The following is an 18,039-nucleotide window of genomic DNA, read 5'->3' on the forward strand; positions in this document are numbered from 1 at the left end:
CCTTAAAATGAGGTATCTTTAAATTGATTTATTTGTTGTGTGCCATTGCAGGGTTGCCGCCCTCTGGCACATTTTTTATGTACTTCAGCTTGATGCAAAGTTCTTCCTCTTCTTTCTTGCGTACATATGTTGTTAGGGCGGTATCCATAAACTGTTTCGCATCATCCAGCGCTGCAAATTCAAATTCAACCGCTGGATATCCGACATCAAATGTTACCTGAATCATATTCTTCTCCTTTCATCCTTCTCCCAGCCCCATCAGTACCAGGAGCAGCAGGCCGATTATGTAGTTGTACCATTTCATACGTTGCCTCCGTAAAATCTCTCATTAAAGTATTTTTTGCTGACCTTACCCCTTACGGTTATGTATCCTTTGTCCTCAAGCTCCTTGTTGAGCTGCTTAATAATACCGTACGCTTTAGTTTCAGCAACGCCCATAAGTGTTTTAACTTCATCTACCGTGTAGTAGGTTTTCTCTGATGTTTCCAACCTGTTCACGATTGCTCTCACCTCCTTATTCATCTAGAAAATACTCAATCGGTACGCTAAAGTAGTCAGCTAAAAGTTTGAGCTTGTCTACTTTTGGGGCACTTCTGCCATTCTTCCAGTCAGACAGTGTCGATTGGGGAATCCCTGTGTCTACAGCGACCCTATAAGCTGTTACACCTCGTTCATTTAGCAATGCTTCGAACTTAATATACAAAATTTCACCACCTTTCAAAAATGTAGTTGAATATACTACGGAAATGTGATATGCTTTGTGTACCAAACGAAGTAAATAACAATTCCGTAGCATAAAAGGATTTTACTATGTTTTTCCTTTGTATGCTTATACTATACTACGCTTTTCCGATAATGTCAACACACTTTTTCGGAGTTTCTTAGTATTGTCTACGGATATGAAAGGTGGACGCAATGTATGAGACATTTGAAAAATTATTACAACAGCATGGGGTAACTGCTTATAAAGTTTCAAAGGAAACTGGTGTAACTCAATCAACCCTGTCGGATTGGAAGCGCGGGCGTAGTACCCCAAAGAGTAGCAACATGAAAAAAATCGCTGATTATTTTCATGTATCGGTTGATTACTTAATGACTGGAAATGAATCAGAAAATAAAGAATGGGAACCCGCCCTTACTGATAAGGATGAGCAGGATATACAAAAAGAGCTGGACAATTTATTAGACCGGCTCGACAACAATACCGGGTTGATGTTCGACGGGGAAGCGATGGACGATGAGACAAAGGAACTGTTAAAGGCCAGCCTTGAACATGCGGTTCGGACAGCCAGGATCACTGCGAAAAAAAAATACACTCCAAAAAAATACAGAAAATAATTTGCTATACGCACCAAAAAACGTACATGTCAAGTGTTATAATCCTCTCAAGAGGTGAAAAAAAAGATGGAAATTAAAAACACCGTGCAGAGATTATGCCAAAAATTTAATACGGCGAATCCCTATCAATTGGCCGATGATCTTGGAATCCAGGTATTTTATTATGACCTTGGAAGCATACAAGGGTACTATTACATGGCTCACAAAGTGAAATTGATCTATATCCACAACAAATTAAATGAGCATGTCGAGCGTTTTGTACTGGCGCACGAAATCGGCCACTCAATTATGCACCCACGGTCTTGCACTCCGTTTCTGCAAAGTACATTTTTTTCCGTGAATAAATTAGAGATTCAGGCAAACAAGTTTGCCGCAGAGTTGGTCATCCAAGATATGGACCTTATGGAGCATTGGGAGTATACGGTAGATCAATGGGCTACCTATTACGGCCTGCCTAGGGAAATTATAGAATTGAGATTTAGATAGACAGGAGAGAATCATGAATAAGATTGAATTACAAGTAAACGGGAAAACTCTGATTTTTACAAACGAATCCGTCTCTTATGCCGGCCACAAATTCTATTATGTCCAAATGTCCAATATTGCGCATAGAAGCGGTGAACAGCCAGCATATATATTTGATTATGACGGAAAAAGGCTCGCTCTTCCGTATGACCCAAAAGATGAGGCTATAGTGAAAAAGCTTTTCAATATCATTGCCGGGCAAATCAAAAAGTACCAGACTCACGAAAAAAATTCAACAGAAGCTACAGAGACCATGCAAGATAATGAAAACTCTTGTGTTTCTGTATCGAACGACGGCAAATCCGTTACTTCCCCCAATGTACATACCAACGATCCGCAGCACCATGACGTGGCGATCCCCCATGTTGGGGCAATCGAACAGAGGCAGAAATGGTACTTGCAGACTTGGCTAATTGCTTTACTTTTTGCTTTATGGTTCCTAGTGATCCCCTTGATTGCAGGTATTGTCCTGCTGATTTTTCAAACTAAACAAAACCGAGAATTGCATTTTCGCCTTGACGCAGAATGTAACCAAATCCAAAAGGCAAAGAATAAATTGAATCTCCTTACCTTGGAGCAGGTACAAGAAGAAATCGAAGCTACACGATTGGACTTTGCAAAAGACAAGACAAGACTACAAAACGAAATTGCACAACTTATTAGTAACAAGGATGCTGAAAAAGAAAAACTTTTAGCGGAAATGACATCTGAATTACGCCGGATAAATAATGAAGTTGCAAATGCAAAAAGCTCTTTAAACCGCCTCAATGAGGATATCTCAGAAAAATCGGAAACTCTTCAGAAAACGGAAAAATCTTTGATGTCCCAAACCAGAAAACTTGCACGTACAAAGGAACTGTATAAAGCGGCAGAGCACGCATTAAATGCTTATATGAACGTTGAACCTACCGCTTCACAAATTTTATTGACTGCGTCAGAGTCCGCCGAACTGGAAGAATTAGTCCCGAGTGTCACATTAAAATTACATTGCATGGACATAAAAGAATTAAGAAAGGCCTATAGAGAAAATGATAAACAGATCACAAAAATATTAGAACAATATTCTTCGAGATATACAACAAAAGCAAATCGTGCAATTTATAAATTAATGGTAATTGCGCTTAGGGCTGAACTACAAAATATATTACACAATCTTAAATATGAAAAACTAAACACATCGGTTGAGTCAGTCACACAGATAACTCAGAAGTATCTTCACATTGCTGGAGAAGGCAACCAAAGCATCGCTGGGACACTTGCGAAATTCATAGGAGAAGTTGAGTATCTCTTTACCAATGCTGTCAAAATTGAGTATAACTACTATGTTAAAAAGGAACAGGCTAAACAAGAGCAAGCGGCAATAAGGGCACAGATGAAGCAGGAAGCAGAGGAAAGAAAAGCCTTAGCCGCAGAGAGAGCAAAGGTAGAAGAAGAAGAGAGAAAATACCATACCGAAATCAAAAAAATAACTGAGCAGATGGAGTCAGGAACGCCGGATGAAATTGAAATGTTGCAAAAGCGTATATTAGAACTTCAGGCACAGTTAGCTGACGTAACGGTAAAAAAAGAGGAAATCGTCAATCTTCAAAACGGAAAGGCCGGCAATGTTTACATAATTAGCAATCTTGGTTCTTTTGGGGACAATGTATTTAAAATAGGAATGACACGAAGGCTTGATCCACAGGACCGGGTAAATGAACTTGGTGATGCTTCTGTCCCTTTCAAGTTCGATGTCCACAGCTTCATCTTCTCTGAAAATGCGGTTGATCTCGAAAATAGGCTACACCAAATACTAGATAAAAAACGGCTGAATAAAGTAAACTTACGAAAAGAGTTTTTTAACGTAACAATTGACGAATTGGAAAAGCTGGTAAACGATCTGGCTCCATCCGCTGAATTCAAGCGAACCATGCTGGCAGAAGAATTTAGGCAATCCATTTCGACAGATTCTTCCTATACAGCCGTTCAGGAAGTGTCTTAACTGTATATATACTATTTTCTAAAAAACGCCCCGGCGGCAGGCAGGAATTAAATTTAATGAATGGGGAAACAGGGATTATAGCTATTGTATTTATTTTTTAGGAGGAAATTATGAAATTCTGTCCAGAATGTGGTGCTAAAGTTGAAGGTATGAAGTTTTGTCCTGAGTGTGGATATAAATTAACACCTCATAGTAGCGAGGCGTATAAAAATAATGGCAGCGAACACATAGTCGATAACGATGAAAAAATAGTTTTAACTTTTCAAAATAAAGCGCTGGTAGGAGATATAAATGCAAAAAAGAATATTGTCGGAAATTTAGATATAAAAGTTCCACATAAAGACTATATTCTTACATCATATGGATTAATCATCGAAGAACACGGAATGTTAAAAAGTAAAAGAGAAGAAATTGACCTATACAGGATAGATGATGTAATTGTGAATCAGCGCTTAATTGAAAAGGCTAGAAATGTGGGTACAATCAAGATCGTTTCCACCGATTCCGCCACCCCAAATTATTTGCTTGAATCGATTGAAAATCCACAAAAAATTGCAGACTTGATAAAATCTCTTGCAAGAAAAGCGAGAGAAAGGCTGAATATCTCATATAGACAAAATATTTAATAAAAACAAAAGCCCCCATCTCTGGAGGCTCCGGGCTGCAATGCTACAACCCTTACACGCAATTAGATTGTATCATCGTAGCCCGAGAAAATCAAGTCTCGGGCATCCTTATGCCCAAAAACAGAAAGGACGTGATACAATGCCTGCATATAAAGATAAAAAAACGAAAAAATGGTTTTGCAAATTTTATTATGAGGATTTTTTTGGAGAACGGCAGCAAAAGAAAAAAGAAGGCTTTGAAAAAAAGAAAGATGCAGAAGCTTGGGAACGGGATTTTCTTGAGAACCATGCTAAAACCCCTGACATTACCTTTTGTGCGCTGGCAAACAAATACCTGGAGGATCGGAAAGCTAATTGCAGCCATGAAACCTATCGATCCAGAGAACACGATATTCGCCTATACTATAACCCTTACTTCGGGGGCAAAAAAGTGCGTGATATCACGCCGCTTATGATTCGAGAATGGCAAAACATTTTGAAGCAAAAAGAAAATAAATATGGGCGGCCCTACGCACAAACAACCCTAAAGTCTATCCATGTTGGCTTGTCTGCCATATTTAATTTCGGTGTGCGGTTTTATAACACCCCAAACCCCGCGGCGAAGGCAGGAAGTATGGGCAGCTCCAAAACTGGCGAAATGGAAATCTACACGTTAGAAGAATTTCGAAAGCTCATGAATGAGGCTGCCATCAAAGATCCGTATGGTGTCGTCTTGGAGGTCCTATACTGGTCTGGCATGCGCATTGGAGAGCTGCTTGCATTAAATTTTAATGATGTCGATTTCTACAAGAATACGATTCGAGTCACGAAAACGCTCATCGGCTCCACAGGACGGATACAGAACCACCCCAAAAACGAGGGTGGATACCGAACCATATTAATGCCAAAAAAAATCATGAAAAGTATCTCTACTTATGTGAATCGTATGTATGATAAAGTCGGACGCTTATTCCCATTTTCACACAACACAATACGCAGCCATTTTTATCGGGCCATTGACGAGGTTGGGCTGCATCAAATTCGGGTACACGATCTACGCCATTCCCAAGCTTCTCTTATGATCGATCTTGGCTATTCTGTCTTTGCTGTTGCGAAGCGGCTTGGGGACACTCCAGAAATGATTTTAAAAACATACGGCCACATGTATAAAAATAAAGAGCAAGAATTGATCGCTAAATATGATAACTTGCTCGAGTAATATATAGTACGCTTTTAGTACGATTCATCTGCCTTAATTCCCCAAAGCAAAGAAACCGCAACATAAGCACGGTTTCTTCACTGGTATTATTGTGTAGAAAGGAATTTAATCCCTTATACTACAAATTTATTTCCTCTCCGCCAGCTGTTTGTAGCCGTCATATCTTTCCTTGGCATCTTCCTCCGTCATCGTAAACAGTTTATCTGCGATTTCAGGGAATTCCTTAGCGAGTGAGGAGTAACGAACCTGACCCATGATAAAGTCTTTAAAGCTTGCATTTGGTTCTTTTGAATCCAGAATAAACGGATTCTTGCCTTTTGCCTTCAGTTCAGGATTGTACCTGTACAGATGCCAGTATCCGGCTTCCACTGCATCCTTGATATTTTCCTGAGATTTTCCCATGCCCTTCTTCAGGCCGTGGTTAATACATGGCGCGTAAGCGATAATCAAGGATGGGCCGTCATAGGCCTCCGCTTCGATCATGGCTTTCATCAGCTGATTTTTGTCTGCACCCATGCCAACCTGTGCTACATAAACATAGCCATAGGACATAGCCATCATACCCAGATCCTTCTTCTTAATTCTCTTTCCGGAGGCAGCAAATTTAGCAATCGCTGCAGCCGGTGTCGCTTTTGACGCCTGGCCGCCTGTGTTGGAGTAAACTTCGGTATCAAATACCAGAATATTGATGTTTTCGCCGGAAGCCAGCACATGGTCCAGACCTCCGTAACCGATATCGTACGCCCAGCCGTCGCCGCCCAGAGCCCAGATGGATTTCTTAACCAGATAATCTTTCAAATCCATGATTCTGTCACAAAGCGCTCTGACAACGTTATCTGTCGTTTTCATATGTTCAATCGCAGCAACGACTTTATCACTCTTTTCTCTGGATTCTTTACCGTCTTCCTTGAATTCCAGCCATTCTTCCATGGCCTCTTTCAAGTTTTCGTCAACATCCAGCTCCAGCAGGGCTTTCATGTTATGCTCGATCTTTTCTCTGTGTTGCTTGGAGGCCAGCGCCATACCATAGCCGTATTCCGCATTGTCCTCAAACAGGGAGTTGGCCCATGCAGGACCTCTGCCGTTCTCATCCTTGCAATAAGGCGTGGACGGAGCGGACGCACCCCAAATAGAGGAACATCCCGTTGCATTGGCAATCAGCATTCTGTCTCCAAAGAGCTGAGTCGCCAGCTTGATATACGGCGTCTCGCCGCAGCCTGCGCAAGCGCCGGAGAATTCAATATATGGTTTTGCGAACTGGCTTCCCTTAACGGTGTCAGGAGAAACTCGCTTGTCTTTTCTCGGAATATCGATACCATAATTCCAGTTTTCCGTTTCCATGATTTCCTCTGAGAAAGGCTTCATAACCAGAGCCTTTTCCTTGGACGGACAAATATCCGCACAGTTTCCGCAGCCTAAGCAATCCAGCGGTGAAACCTGCATTCTGTACTGGAGACCTTCCAGACCTTTGCCCTTGGCTTCCGCTGTAATAAATCCAAATGGCGCTGCAGCCTTTTCTTCTTCGTCGAGAAGCATTGGTCTGATAGCAGCATGGGGGCAGACAAAGGAACACTGGTTGCACTGAATACATTTTTCTGCATCCCATTCCGGCAGCATAATCGCTACGCCGCGCTTTTCATAAGCGGCCGTACCGGACGGGAATGTACCGTCTTCAATGCCGTCAAATGCGCTGACCGGCAGATCATCGCCTTCCTGCTTGTTCATTGGGATCAAAATTTCTTCAATAAATTCAGGCAGTTCTTCATATTTTTCTTTTGGATCTTCCGCGTGGGCCCAGCCTTCGGGAACGTTGATCTTCTTGATCGCAGCAACGCCCATATCGACTGCCTTGCAGTTCATATCAACGATATTCTGTCCCTTCTTTTTGTAGGTCTTGTCAATTCCTTCTTTCAGGTATTTGATCGCTTCATCAACCGGCATTACTTCCGCCAGCTTGAAGAAAGCCGCCTGCATGACCATGTTGATTCTGCTTCCCAGTCCTACTTCGCCTGCAATCTTCCAGGCATCTATGATATAGAAGTTGATATTCTTTTTTGCCAGGTCTCTTTTTACCTTTGCCGGGAGCTTTTCAGCGATTTCTTTTTCCGAATACATACAGTTGAGCAGGAAAGTGCCTCCCTTTTTCAGGTCTTTGAGCATATCGTACTGTCTCAGATACGCCTGATTATGGCAAGCTACAAAATCCGCCTGATTGATCAAATATGTAGACTGAATCGGATGCTCACCAAATCTCAGATGGGAGATGGTAACGCCACCGGACTTCTTGGAGTCATAAGCAAAATATCCCTGGGCATAAAGGTTTGTTTTATCACCGATAATCTTGATGGCTGTCTTGTTGGCGCCAACCGTACCATCGGAACCCAATCCCCAGAATTTACATTTGATGGTGCCTTCCGGTTCTCTGGCAATTCCTTCTGTGTACGGCAGCGATGTTCCTGTCACATCGTCCTCGATACCAATGGTAAAATGATTCTTTGGCTTTTTATGATACAGATTGTCATAAATGGCGTGAACCATCCCAGGAGTTGTATCCTTGGATCCCAGGCCGTATCTGCCGCCGTATACTTCCGGTGCGTTTCTTTCACCGTAAAGCATGGTCTTAACATCCTGGTAAAGCGGCTCACCGAGAGCGCCCGGCTCTTTGGTTCTATCTAAAACAGCAATTCTTTCTACAGACTTTGGAAGAACGTCCATAAAATATTTCTTAACAAAAGGTCTGTAGAGTCTTACTTTAATCAATCCTACTCTGTGGCCTTCTGAAATCAGCTTGTTCATAGTTTCTTCAATGGTTTCACATACAGAACCCATAGCTACCACAACGTTCTCAGCGTCCGGTGCTCCTACATAGTCAAAAGGCTTGTAGCTTCTCCCGGTTAGATCACTGACCTTATCCATATACTCTACTACGATTTCCGGAATGCGCTCATAAAATTTATTAGCAGCCTCTCTTCCCTGGAAGAAAATATCCGGATTTTGGGCCGTACCTCTGATTACTGGATGTTCCGGATTGAGGGCTCTTTCTCTGAATTCCTGAACTGCATCCCAATCAACCAGTTTCTTAAAGTCATCATATGCGAAAACTTCAATTTTCTGTATCTCGTGGGAAGTTCTAAATCCGTCAAAGAAATGCAGGAACGGTACTCTACCTTTAATAGAAGCAAGGTGCGCAATACCGCCTAAATCCATAACTTCCTGTACGGATCCGGAAGCCAGCATGGCAAATCCCGTCTGACGGCAGGCCATAACGTCGGAATGGTCGCCGAAGATACAAAGAGCATGGGTGGATACGCTTCTTGCCGCAACATGGAACACGCCCGGCAGCAGTTCACCCGCGATTTTATACATATTAGGAATCATCAGCAGCAGACCCTGCGATGCAGTAAATGTAGTCGACAGAGCGCCTGCCGCCAAAGAGCCGTGTACTGCTCCGGCCGCTCCGGCCTCGGACTGCATTTCCGCAACTTTTACAGTCTGTCCAAAGATATTCTTTCTCCCGTAAGCTGCCCATTCATCTACGACTTCTGCCATGGTAGATGATGGTGTAATCGGATAGATGGAGGCAACATCTGTAAATGCGTACGAAACATGTGCCGCAGCTGTATTGCCGTCCATTGTCTTCATTCTTCTGTGTGTCATTTTTCCCTCCAAACAATAGTACCACTATTATATTTTTTCACAATATACGTTATACTTTACCGCAATAAAATATAAATGTCAAGGATGTACTAAAAATTATACAAAATACACAAAAAAACTTGAACCTCAGTAATTGCAAGGATTTGCAAATTTTTTAACAATGTTTTCTTTGCAAATAAATCGTTCGAATAGTTCGTATTTTTCCTATCGCTGCAGAACAGTTCTGTATGCATATTATGAATAACTTATACATCGTCTATTCCCTATTGAATTTTTTCCTTCTCATTCCGCAGGGGAAGCTCGGGAAGAGTGGGATACTTGGGGAGCCTGTCAGCAACGCGCAAGTATCAGTATAAACACATTTATCCAGATATCCTGACCGGTTTGGATACATTTCGTCTTAACGGGCTATTCACCTCCTGGAAGAATATCGGGATTCAGAAAAAGAGCTTCTCTTTCAATACTTTTTTGGCGAGCGCAGGGACCAGCCCATCGGAAAACTATCAAAATTGAATAAAAGCGAGCGGAATTTTGATAGCTCCACTGCGGGCAAACCATCTGCAGGCTGGCTGGCCATGAAAAACGATCAAAATTTGCGCGTGTAGCCCTTCGGTCTGATACTTTCGCCCTTGGGCATGTGCCACACCACGATGCCACCCAGCCGGTCTGCGGCCGCCCCCTCCCGGCCGGCCCAGGCCAAAAAAAGACCGCCGATAACCGGTGGTCTTTTTTAATATCAATCTTTAATTACTCGATGATCTCGGATACGACGCCGGAGCCGACTGTTCTTCCGCCTTCTCTGATGGCGAATCTCAGTCCTTCTTCGATCGCGATCGGTGTGATCAGCTCGATTGTCATGGTGATGTTATCTCCAGGCATGCACATTTCTGTTCCTTCTGGCAGCTGCAGATCTCCCGTTACGTCCGTTGTTCTGAAATAGAACTGCGGTCTGTATCCGTTGAAGAACGGCGTATGTCTTCCGCCCTCTTCCTTCTTCAGCACGTATACTTCGCCTTTGAACTTTGTGTGCGGGTGAATCGTTCCCGGTGCGGACAGTACCTGCCCTCTTTCGATTTCATCTCTCTGCACGCCTCTTAAGAGCGCTCCGATGTTGTCTCCGGTCTCCGCTACGTCCAGCAGCTTTCTGAACATTTCGATTCCCGTTACGACGACCTTTCTCTTTTCTTCGGTCAGTCCTACGATTTCTACTTCTTCTCCCACCTTCAGGCAGCCTCTTTCGACTCTTCCAGTCGCTACTGTTCCACGGCCTGTGATGGAGAATACGTCCTCGACCGGCATGATGAACGGTTTGTCGTTATCTCTCTCCGGTTCCGGAATATAGCTGTCTACTGCTTCGAACAGTTCCACGATCTTGTCTCCCCATGGGCCGGCAGGATCTTCCAGCGCGCCCAGCGCCGATCCTCTGATGATCGGTGTGTCGTCTCCTGGGAATTCGTATTCGTCCAGCAGTTCTCTTACTTCCATTTCTACCAGATCCAGCAGTTCTTCGTCATCTACCATGTCGCATTTGTTCAGGAATACGATGATATATGGTACGCCTACCTGTCTCGACAGCAGGATGTGTTCTCTTGTCTGAGGCATTGGTCCGTCGGTCGCTGCTACTACTAGGATCGCTCCGTCCATCTGAGCCGCTCCTGTGATCATGTTCTTTACATAGTCCGCATGTCCCGGGCAGTCTACGTGCGCGTAGTGTCTGTTGGGTGTTTCATACTCTACGTGAGCGGTCGCGATGGTGATTCCTCTTTCTTTTTCTTCCGGAGCTTTATCGATCTGGTCGAAAGCTACCTTTTCACCCAGCTGGTATCTCTGCTGCAGGGTCGTTGTGATCGCTGCCGTCAGAGTTGTCTTACCATGGTCTACGTGTCCAATGGTTCCGATATTGATATGTGGTTTGTTTCTTTCAAACTTTGCCTTTGCCATTTCAATTTCCTCCTAAAATGTGTTTAATCGTTAAAAAATTGGAGCTGTTGAGCAGACTCGAACTGCCGAACCTCTTCCTTACCAAGGAAGTGCTCTACCAACTGAGCTACAACAGCACGCCGATCAATTCATATGGTACTATATTTTAGGGCTTGTGTCAACAAAAGAAATGAGTGAAAACGCTTAATTATTGACACAAGTACGCTAAAATTTTTTTCTTGGTTCTCTGGATGGCATTATCAACGGCTTTCGGGCTTTTTCCCAGACCTTCTGCAATCTGTCTATAATTCTTTCCCGTCAAATACTCATTCCATACCTGCATCTCAAATTTGCTGAAAATATTGCCCTCGTTGCCGATGATAGATTTCACCACATCCTTGAGAAGCAGCTGGGCTTCCGGATCCGAATTGCTGTCCGAACAGAGGGTTTCTTCCAGAGTTCCATCTGTCTCTTCCTCAGAAACCGGTTTGTTAAGTGAGATGGAGGTATTGAGTGGTGAATGCTTGAGCCGGCTGGCAGTTTTGATGGCTGTTATGATCTGACGGTTGATGCACAGTTCCGCAAATGTATGAAAGGATGCGTCTTTTGCGCAATCGTAACTCTTAATAGCTTTAAAGAGGCCGATCATCCCTTCCTGAACCACATCCTCGCCATCAGCGCCCATAATAAAATACAGCTTGGCCCTGCTTCTCACCACTTCTTTGTATTTTCGAATCAGATATTCTTCCGCCTCCAGGCTTTCCGCCTGAGCTTCTTCTACCAGCTGTTCATCCGTCAGCTCATCGTAACGCTTGTCCATCACGCTGCCTTACCACCTCGTACATTAAAATTGCCGCCGCACAACTCGCGTTCAGCGAAGTAATCTTTCCCTTCATGGGGATTGATACGGTGAAATCACATTTTTCCCGTACCAGCCTGCTGATGCCGGCCCCCTCGCCGCCGATCACCAGCGCCAGTTTGCCCGTCAAATTCTGCCGGCTGTAAATCTGCCCGTCCATGTCGCAGGCTGCCACCCAGATCCCCTGCGTTTTCAGCTTGTCGATCGTCTGACCAATATTGGCAACCTTTGCGCAGAGCATATGCTCGATGGCGCCGGCAGAAGCTTTAGCTACCGTTTCGGTCAACCCTGCTGCCCGCCGTTTTGGAATTACAATACCGTGAGCGCCGCAGCATTCTGCGGTGCGCATGATGGCTCCCAGATTGTGGGGATCTTCCAGTCCGTCCAGCAGGATCAAAAGCGGTTCTTCGCCGCGCTCTGCAGCACGGTCCAGAATATCTTCCACCTGGCAGTACCGATATTGGGAAACCCAGGCCGCCACTCCCTGATGGTTTTTTCCTTCCGCAACGCGGTCCAGCGCAGATTTGTCGCTGTAATGAATGGGTATCTTTTTCTCCTTAGCCATGCCGGTTATCTTACGGATGGAACCTTCCGCACCCTTGGCCACAATCAGCTTTTCAATTTCCCGGTCGCTTTTCAGCGCCTCCATAACGGCATTTCTGCCGATAATCATAGTATCTGCCATTCTATATCCTCGTATACTCAAAAAATTGGTAGCGAATTCCTTTTTCTTCCTGAACATCGCTTTTCCAGGTGACCGCAAGGTCCTCCATCTCATCCAGGTTGGGAAAGGATCGGTCCGCTGGAAAGGATGCATAGATCTTTGTTACATAAAATCGCCGGCAATCTTCCATAAACTGGAGGTAAATCTGTTCGCCGCCGGATACGAAAACTTCTTCGCCGGCCAGAGCTTCCATCAGCTCTTCTTTTGAGTGATAGACCGTGCAGTCTTTTGGATTGTAATCCTCATTTCGTGAAAGAACCACATTTTTTCTTCCGGGGAGGGGCTTTGCGCCGGGAAAGGATTCCAGGGTTTTTCGCCCCACGACCACCGTTTTTCCGTAAGTGCGCTCTTTAAAATATTTCAAGTCGCCGGGAAGATGGACCAAAAGTCCCCCGTCCCTGCCAATGTTCCAGTTTTCATCTACAACTACAATTGTGTTCATTCCGATCTCCTAAATTGCAACGGGTATATTTTTAATCTGGGGATTCTTTTGATAATCTTCAATCTTAAGATCGTCCACCGTAAAGTCATAGAAATCTTTGATATCCGGATTGAGCGTGAACTTGGGGGCCGGATACTGAGGCCTTTGAATCAGTTCTTTTATGACCGGAACATGCCGGTCATAGATATGGGCATCCGCGATTACGTGAACCAGCTCACCTGGTACTAAACCCGATACCTGAGCGAACATGTGAATCAGCACCGAATACTGCACTACGTTCCAATTATTGGCCGTCAAAATATCCTGGGATCTTTGGTTGAGGATGGCATTGAGCTTATTACCGGTTACGTTGAAGGTCATGCTGTAAGCGCAAGGCTCCAGTCCCATCTCCATCAGATCGCTGAAATTATAAATATTGGTCATAATCCTTCTCGAATAAGGGGTATGGCGAAGCTGCCACAAAACATTGTCCACCTGATCCATCTCTCCATGGGGGAACTTGTACTTCACACCCATCTGGTAGCCGTAGGCTTTGCCGATGGACCCCTCTTCATCCGCCCACTCGTCCCAAATGCGGCTCTTGAGGTCGTTGATGTTGTTGGATTTTTTCTGCCAGATCCAAAGGATCTCGTCCACTGCCGATTTAATCGCCGTCGGCCGCAGCGTCAGGGCCGGAAATTCTTCCTGCAAATCGTAGCGGTTGACTACCCCAAAAGTTTTTATGGTATGAGCCGGCGTTCCGTCTTCCCACTTGGCGCGCACAGTTTGGCCTTCCGATGAAAACCCGTGCTCCAAAATATTTCCGCACATGGTTACAAATAATTGATCTGCTTTGCTCATTTTCTCTCCTGTCTAAAAAATTACATATTTAACAAAGATGCCGATCAGCCCCAGGGCAATAACGACAATATAGGTCTTTTCCGTGGAGGAAAGATTATGCCACTTCCAGCTTTCTCTGCCAGTGGCTTTCCCCTCCTGCTGCTGCCGCTCTCGGTTTTCCTTTGCGTACTGTTTATTGGTTTCATAGTAATCCGTAAAAACGTCCCGGGCCTTATTACGGACTTTTTTCTTTTTTTTCGCCATCTTATGCTCCGTTTTTATTTATCGTTTCAATTGCCCGATCAATGAACCACTTGAGCCGGTCCTGCTGATCCGCCAAATACAGGTAGCCGACCAGTGCTTCGAAAGCGGTGGCCAGTTTGTAAGTCACCGGATCCGTATTCTTGGGCTTGGAAGTGATTTTGCGGTTTCTGGCCCTTCTGGCCAGCGCCTGCTCTTCCTCCGTCAGCTCGTCCATCAGCTTTTTTATCGCCAGCGCCTGGCCTTCGGCCCTGACAAACCTTACGGCGATTTGATGAAGCCGATCCGCGTTGTGCTGACCGGTCTCCATGATGAATCTGCGCACGGCCACTTCGTAGACCGCATCGCCCAGATAGGCCAGCGCTGTCGTATTGATGGTTTTTACTTCCTTTATATCCATATCTATTCTTTGATAATCTGTACGCCCTGCGGAGTATCTTTCAGGGTAATTCCCTTTTCTTTCAGCAGATCGCGAATCTCGTCCGCTCTGGCAAAGTTCTTGTTTTTTCTCGCTTCCTGACGTTCATCGACCAGCGCCTGAATGTCATCGTCAATGCCGCCCTCATCTTCCTGATCGTGCTGCAGAAGTCCCAAAACAGAGGCAAGCTCCATCAGTGTTTCCAAAGATTTTTCTGCAAATTCTTTACTGCAACCGTCTTTTACGGCGGTGTTGATGGCCGTCACCAGTTCAAATACTGCGGAAATGGCATCAGCCGTATTCAGGTCATCCTCCATAGCGGCAATGAATTCCTGTCTATATTGATCGTAACCCTTCAAAGTGTCCTGTTCTTTCTCAGACATCGTTCCCTGGCAGGTACTGATTAAGTGCTTGAGATTGCTCTTGGCATTCTCCATTCTGGCAAGACCGTTCTTGGCCTGTTCCATGAGGCTGTCGCTGAAGTTGATCGGATTGCGGTAATGGCCCGAAAGCAGGAAGAATCGGATCACCTCTCCATCATACTCCTTGAGGATATCTCTTACGGTAAAGAAGTTGCCCTTGGATTTGGACATCTTTTCATTATCAATGGTAATATAACCATTGTGCATCCAGTAGTTGGCGAACTGCTTGCCGCTGTGGGCCTCCGACTGGGCCACTTCGTTTTCGTGGTGGGGGAAGGTCAAATCCTGTCCGCCGGCATGGATATCGATGGTATCGCCCAGATACCGCTTTGACATGGTGGAGCATTCGATGTGCCAGCCGGGCCGCCCCATTCCCCATGGGGATTCCCAGGCGATTTCATCGTCCGTCTTTCTCGCCTTCCAAAGGGCGAAATCCAATGGATCTTTTTTCTTTTCGCCCACTTCAATTCTGGCGCCCGATTCCAAATCCTCGATGTTCTGTCCGGAAAGCTTTCCATAATCCTTAAAGGCTCTGGTGCTGTAGTAAACATCGCCGTCAACCTCATAGGCATATCCCAGATCGATCAGGTCTTTGACAAAGGCGATGATCTCATCCATGTTCTCGGTCACCTTGGGATGGACGTTCGCTTTCTTTACATTGAGCGCCGCTGCGTCTTTATAGTATTCTTCAATAAATTTTTCACTGATTTCTCCGGCGCTGACGCCTTCTTCTCTGGCCTTATTGATGATCTTGTCGTCCACATCGGTAAAGTTCTGGACAAACTTTACGTTTTTTCCCCGGTACTCCAGATATTTTCTCAGGGTGTCGAAGACGACGAAGGGCCTGGCGTTGCCGATGTGAAAGTAGTTGTAAACCGTCGGTCCGCAGACGTAGATTTTGATTTCATTCTGATCCACTGGCACAAATTCTTCTTTTTTCCTTGTCAAGGTATTATATATTTTCATCGTTTTTTCCTTTCTGTTGTTCCCTCAATTTATTTTCAAGCATTACGATACGTCTCCGCAGGCACTCCAGCTCGACGGCGATTGGATCCGGCAGGTCTACCTGGTTGAGATCTTCATTGGTCGGCTTGCTCCGTTTTACGATGGTCCCAGGTATTCCCACCACCGTACAGCCGTCGGGAATCTCCTTGAGTACCACAGAACCGGCGCCGATCTTAACGTCGTTTCCCACTCTGAATGGCCCCAGAACCTTGGCTCCTGAGCTTACGATTACCCGGTCGCCCAGGGTGGGATGGCGCTTGCCCACGTCCTTCCCCGTACCGCCCAGGGTCACTCCCTGATAGATGGTCGCATCATCGCCGATCTCGGTTGTTTCTCCTATGACCACAGCCATACCGTGGTCGATGAAACATCGCCTGCCGATGGCGGCTCCAGGATGGATTTCAATACCGGTGAACCATCTGGTCAGCTGGGAGATGATTCTGGCCAGCAATTTCATATGATGTTTGTAACACCAGTGAGCCGGCTTATGCCAGATCAAAGCCCATACGCCCGGATAACATAAAAGGACCTCAAAGCCGTTTCGCGCGGCCGGGTCTTTTTTTAATACGGTCTGTATGTCTTCTCTGATTGCCTTAAAAAATGCCATGTATCTCCTCTTTCATCCTTACAATATCTATTAAAATAAGACAGGTACGCATACCTGCCTTATATTATACAATGTGAGGATAAATTTGTCACCCCTTTGATTTTGCCTCGAAAAAGTTGTCTTACAGATAGTTCATGGGGTTGACATTTTCACCGTTTACCCGGACCTCAAAGTGGAGGTGGGGGCCGGTGGAGTTTCCGGTGGAGCCGACTTTGGCAATGGTCTGGCCTTTTTCTACAGCTTGTCCCTCTTTTGCCAGGATGGCGCTGCAATGGGCGTAATAGGTAACAAGTCCATTCCCGTGGTCGATTTTAACCAGGTTGCCGTAGCTTCCCGAATAACCGGCGAAAATCACCGTTCCTCCGTCGGCGGCGCTGATGGGCGAACCGGATGCCATTCCCAGATCCACACCCAAGTGAGTTCTTCCCCATCTGGGGCCAAATCCGGATGTGACGCGAATGGTCGATACGGGCGCCGCCAGGCTGCCGCTGCCCCGCTTTTCGGTGCCCCTGGAAGCGGTGAACAGGGCTTCTTCATTTTCTTTGGTCCCTGTCAACACAACCTGCGGCTCCGCCTCCTGAAGGATTTCTTCCTCCACAACGTCGGTTTTAACGGCTTCTCCGTTTTCCTTGGTGATTTTCTTTGTTACTTTCTTCAAACCGCTGCGGCCTTCTTTTTTGACTTTCGTCTGTCCCACATAGAGCTTGTCCGTTTTTTCGTGAGTCTCTTTGAATGCAATCGGTTCTTCTTCTGTAACCACTTCGGTGGTTTTGACGGTCAACTCTTCTTTTTCCGCAATTTCAGCGGCTGCTTCCTCTACCGTCATAATCCGGGGCTTTTTATCGCCGTTTTCCAGATTCATCTCTTTTGCAGAGGTCTGCTCTTCTATCTCGATTTTTACAGTTTCATTGTTTTTGTAATGCTGTGCTACTTTTTTTACGACTTCTCTGGCATCTTCCTTACTGTCCACGAGGGCAACCTGCTGCCCATTGGCGGTAACATACCAGGGTGGTGTGATCACTTCTCCATTTGCTAAACGTACAGGTACTTCAAAGTCTGACGGTACTATGGCTGTTCCGGCCGCAATGGATACAGCGGCCAGAAAAACGGCGGCGGTTCCCATGACGATCTTCTTTCTTGTTTTTAGGAACCGGAGGCTCCTACTGGGTAATTCTTTCATAATATCGCTTCCTTTTTTCTCTGTCCCCTTACAGGGAGCTTTGAATTTTGAGCGACT

Annotated in this window: 19 protein-coding genes and 1 tRNA gene; 5 read left to right on the top strand and 15 right to left on the bottom strand. The window is 45.3% G+C overall.

The window, feature by feature from the left end:
• Nucleotides 1-28 precede the first annotated feature (28 nt).
• The 3 genes from NIA71_RS08870 to NIA71_RS08880 all read right to left on the bottom strand — a co-directional run bounded on the left by NIA71_RS08870 (nt 29) and on the right by NIA71_RS08880 (nt 796).
• A complete protein-coding gene (locus tag NIA71_RS08870; protein ID WP_148399021.1) occupies nt 29-226 on the bottom strand; it encodes a hypothetical protein in 198 nt (65 codons plus the stop codon).
• Nucleotides 227-300: 74 nt separating this feature from the next.
• Entirely contained in the window at nt 301-498 is a 198-nt protein-coding gene (locus tag NIA71_RS08875; RefSeq protein ID WP_367177886.1) for a transcriptional regulator, read from the bottom strand.
• Between the two features lie 16 nt (nt 499-514).
• A complete protein-coding gene (locus tag NIA71_RS08880) occupies nt 515-796 on the bottom strand; it encodes a helix-turn-helix domain-containing protein (protein ID WP_367177887.1) in 282 nt (93 codons plus the stop codon).
• Nucleotides 797-915: 119 nt separating this feature from the next.
• Here NIA71_RS08880 and NIA71_RS08885 point away from each other — a divergent pair, with 119 nt between their 5' ends.
• The 5 genes from NIA71_RS08885 (at nt 916) to NIA71_RS08905 (ending at nt 5,668) form a co-directional block, all read left to right on the top strand.
• Nucleotides 916-1,338: a helix-turn-helix domain-containing protein gene (locus NIA71_RS08885; protein WP_148399015.1), complete on the top strand. Its 423-nt coding sequence runs from the start codon at nt 916-918 to the stop codon at nt 1,336-1,338.
• Nucleotides 1,339-1,404: 66 nt separating this feature from the next.
• A complete protein-coding gene (locus NIA71_RS08890; protein ID WP_148399013.1) occupies nt 1,405-1,824 on the top strand; it encodes an ImmA/IrrE family metallo-endopeptidase in 420 nt (139 codons plus the stop codon).
• 13 nt (nt 1,825-1,837) lie between these two features.
• Entirely contained in the window at nt 1,838-3,844 is a 2,007-nt protein-coding gene (locus NIA71_RS08895) for a GIY-YIG nuclease family protein (RefSeq protein WP_253020240.1), read from the top strand.
• A gap of 110 nt (nt 3,845-3,954) precedes the next feature.
• Entirely contained in the window at nt 3,955-4,470 is a 516-nt protein-coding gene (locus tag NIA71_RS08900) for a PH domain-containing protein (protein ID WP_253020241.1), read from the top strand.
• Between the two features lie 139 nt (nt 4,471-4,609).
• Nucleotides 4,610-5,668 carry a tyrosine-type recombinase/integrase gene (locus tag NIA71_RS08905; protein WP_253020242.1) on the top strand — a complete coding sequence of 353 codons (1,059 nt, stop codon included), beginning with the start codon at nt 4,610-4,612 and terminating at the stop codon, nt 5,666-5,668.
• 126 nt (nt 5,669-5,794) lie between these two features.
• Here the strand turns inward: NIA71_RS08905 and nifJ are convergent, their stop codons facing one another.
• The 12 genes from nifJ to NIA71_RS08965 all read right to left on the bottom strand — a co-directional run bounded on the left by nifJ (nt 5,795) and on the right by NIA71_RS08965 (nt 17,982).
• A complete protein-coding gene (nifJ, locus tag NIA71_RS08910; protein WP_253020243.1) occupies nt 5,795-9,325 on the bottom strand; it encodes a pyruvate:ferredoxin (flavodoxin) oxidoreductase in 3,531 nt (1,176 codons plus the stop codon).
• Nucleotides 9,326-10,072: 747 nt separating this feature from the next.
• On the bottom strand, nt 10,073-11,266 hold the full coding sequence (gene tuf / locus NIA71_RS08915; protein ID WP_148396131.1) for an elongation factor Tu: 1,194 nt from the start codon (nt 11,264-11,266) through the stop codon (nt 10,073-10,075).
• A 39-nt stretch (nt 11,267-11,305) separates the two neighbouring features.
• Nucleotides 11,306-11,382, bottom strand: a tRNA-Thr gene (locus NIA71_RS08920).
• A gap of 71 nt (nt 11,383-11,453) precedes the next feature.
• Nucleotides 11,454-12,065: an RNA polymerase sporulation sigma factor SigH gene (gene sigH / locus NIA71_RS08925; RefSeq protein ID WP_148399035.1), complete on the bottom strand. Its 612-nt coding sequence runs from the start codon at nt 12,063-12,065 to the stop codon at nt 11,454-11,456.
• Nucleotides 12,046-12,789 (bottom strand): 23S rRNA (guanosine(2251)-2'-O)-methyltransferase RlmB, encoded by a 744-nt coding sequence (gene rlmB / locus NIA71_RS08930; RefSeq protein WP_148399007.1) that lies wholly within the window; start codon nt 12,787-12,789, stop codon nt 12,046-12,048. The genes sigH and rlmB overlap by 20 nt, the downstream gene beginning before the upstream one ends.
• Nucleotide 12,790: 1 nt before the next feature.
• Nucleotides 12,791-13,270 (bottom strand): dihydrofolate reductase, encoded by a 480-nt coding sequence (locus NIA71_RS08935; protein ID WP_253020244.1) that lies wholly within the window; start codon nt 13,268-13,270, stop codon nt 12,791-12,793.
• Between the two features lie 9 nt (nt 13,271-13,279).
• Nucleotides 13,280-14,110 (bottom strand): thymidylate synthase, encoded by an 831-nt coding sequence (thyA, locus tag NIA71_RS08940; protein WP_148399003.1) that lies wholly within the window; start codon nt 14,108-14,110, stop codon nt 13,280-13,282.
• A 12-nt stretch (nt 14,111-14,122) separates the two neighbouring features.
• A complete protein-coding gene (locus NIA71_RS08945; protein WP_148399001.1) occupies nt 14,123-14,353 on the bottom strand; it encodes a hypothetical protein in 231 nt (76 codons plus the stop codon).
• 1 nt (nt 14,354) lies between these two features.
• Nucleotides 14,355-14,750: a Mini-ribonuclease 3 gene (locus NIA71_RS08950; protein WP_148398999.1), complete on the bottom strand. Its 396-nt coding sequence runs from the start codon at nt 14,748-14,750 to the stop codon at nt 14,355-14,357.
• A 2-nt stretch (nt 14,751-14,752) separates the two neighbouring features.
• The gene (gene cysS, locus NIA71_RS08955) at nt 14,753-16,156 is read right to left on the bottom strand and encodes a cysteine--tRNA ligase (RefSeq protein ID WP_148398997.1); all 1,404 of its coding nucleotides are present in this window, start codon (nt 16,154-16,156) and stop codon (nt 14,753-14,755) included.
• Complete coding sequence (gene cysE, locus NIA71_RS08960) at nt 16,143-16,802, bottom strand: serine O-acetyltransferase (RefSeq protein ID WP_148398995.1); 660 nt, start codon at nt 16,800-16,802, stop codon at nt 16,143-16,145. The genes cysS and cysE overlap by 14 nt, the downstream gene beginning before the upstream one ends.
• A 121-nt stretch (nt 16,803-16,923) precedes the next feature.
• The gene (locus NIA71_RS08965) at nt 16,924-17,982 is read right to left on the bottom strand and encodes a M23 family metallopeptidase (protein WP_253020245.1); all 1,059 of its coding nucleotides are present in this window, start codon (nt 17,980-17,982) and stop codon (nt 16,924-16,926) included.
• Nucleotides 17,983-18,039: the final 57 nt, after the last annotated feature.

It is taken from the genome of Ihubacter massiliensis, from assembly GCF_024125305.1.
Classification (GTDB): domain Bacteria; phylum Bacillota; class Clostridia; order Peptostreptococcales; family Anaerovoracaceae; genus Hominibacterium; species Hominibacterium faecale.

Bases quoted from the DNA above. Each gene is read 5' to 3' on its own strand.
- NIA71_RS08870 (WP_148399021.1), bottom strand. From the start codon at position 226: ATGATTCAGGTAACATTTGATGTCGGATATCCAGCGGTTGAATTTGAA.
- NIA71_RS08880 (WP_367177887.1), bottom strand. From the start codon at position 796: ATGCTACGGAATTGTTATTTACTTCGTTTGGTACACAAAGCATATCAC.
- NIA71_RS08885 (WP_148399015.1), top strand. From the start codon at position 916: ATGTATGAGACATTTGAAAAATTATTACAACAGCATGGGGTAACTGCT.
- NIA71_RS08890 (WP_148399013.1), top strand. From the start codon at position 1,405: ATGGAAATTAAAAACACCGTGCAGAGATTATGCCAAAAATTTAATACG.
- NIA71_RS08895 (WP_253020240.1), top strand. From the start codon at position 1,838: ATGAATAAGATTGAATTACAAGTAAACGGGAAAACTCTGATTTTTACA.
- NIA71_RS08900 (WP_253020241.1), top strand. From the start codon at position 3,955: ATGAAATTCTGTCCAGAATGTGGTGCTAAAGTTGAAGGTATGAAGTTT.
- NIA71_RS08905 (WP_253020242.1), top strand. From the start codon at position 4,610: ATGCCTGCATATAAAGATAAAAAAACGAAAAAATGGTTTTGCAAATTT.
- nifJ (WP_253020243.1), bottom strand. From the start codon at position 9,325: ATGACACACAGAAGAATGAAGACAATGGACGGCAATACAGCTGCGGCA.
- tuf (WP_148396131.1), bottom strand. From the start codon at position 11,266: ATGGCAAAGGCAAAGTTTGAAAGAAACAAACCACATATCAATATCGGA.
- sigH (WP_148399035.1), bottom strand. From the start codon at position 12,065: ATGGACAAGCGTTACGATGAGCTGACGGATGAACAGCTGGTAGAAGAA.
- rlmB (WP_148399007.1), bottom strand. From the start codon at position 12,789: ATGGCAGATACTATGATTATCGGCAGAAATGCCGTTATGGAGGCGCTG.
- NIA71_RS08935 (WP_253020244.1), bottom strand. From the start codon at position 13,270: ATGAACACAATTGTAGTTGTAGATGAAAACTGGAACATTGGCAGGGAC.
- thyA (WP_148399003.1), bottom strand. From the start codon at position 14,110: ATGAGCAAAGCAGATCAATTATTTGTAACCATGTGCGGAAATATTTTG.
- NIA71_RS08945 (WP_148399001.1), bottom strand. From the start codon at position 14,353: ATGGCGAAAAAAAAGAAAAAAGTCCGTAATAAGGCCCGGGACGTTTTT.
- NIA71_RS08950 (WP_148398999.1), bottom strand. From the start codon at position 14,750: ATGGATATAAAGGAAGTAAAAACCATCAATACGACAGCGCTGGCCTAT.
- cysS (WP_148398997.1), bottom strand. From the start codon at position 16,156: ATGAAAATATATAATACCTTGACAAGGAAAAAAGAAGAATTTGTGCCA.
- cysE (WP_148398995.1), bottom strand. From the start codon at position 16,802: ATGGCATTTTTTAAGGCAATCAGAGAAGACATACAGACCGTATTAAAA.
- NIA71_RS08965 (WP_253020245.1), bottom strand. From the start codon at position 17,982: ATGAAAGAATTACCCAGTAGGAGCCTCCGGTTCCTAAAAACAAGAAAG.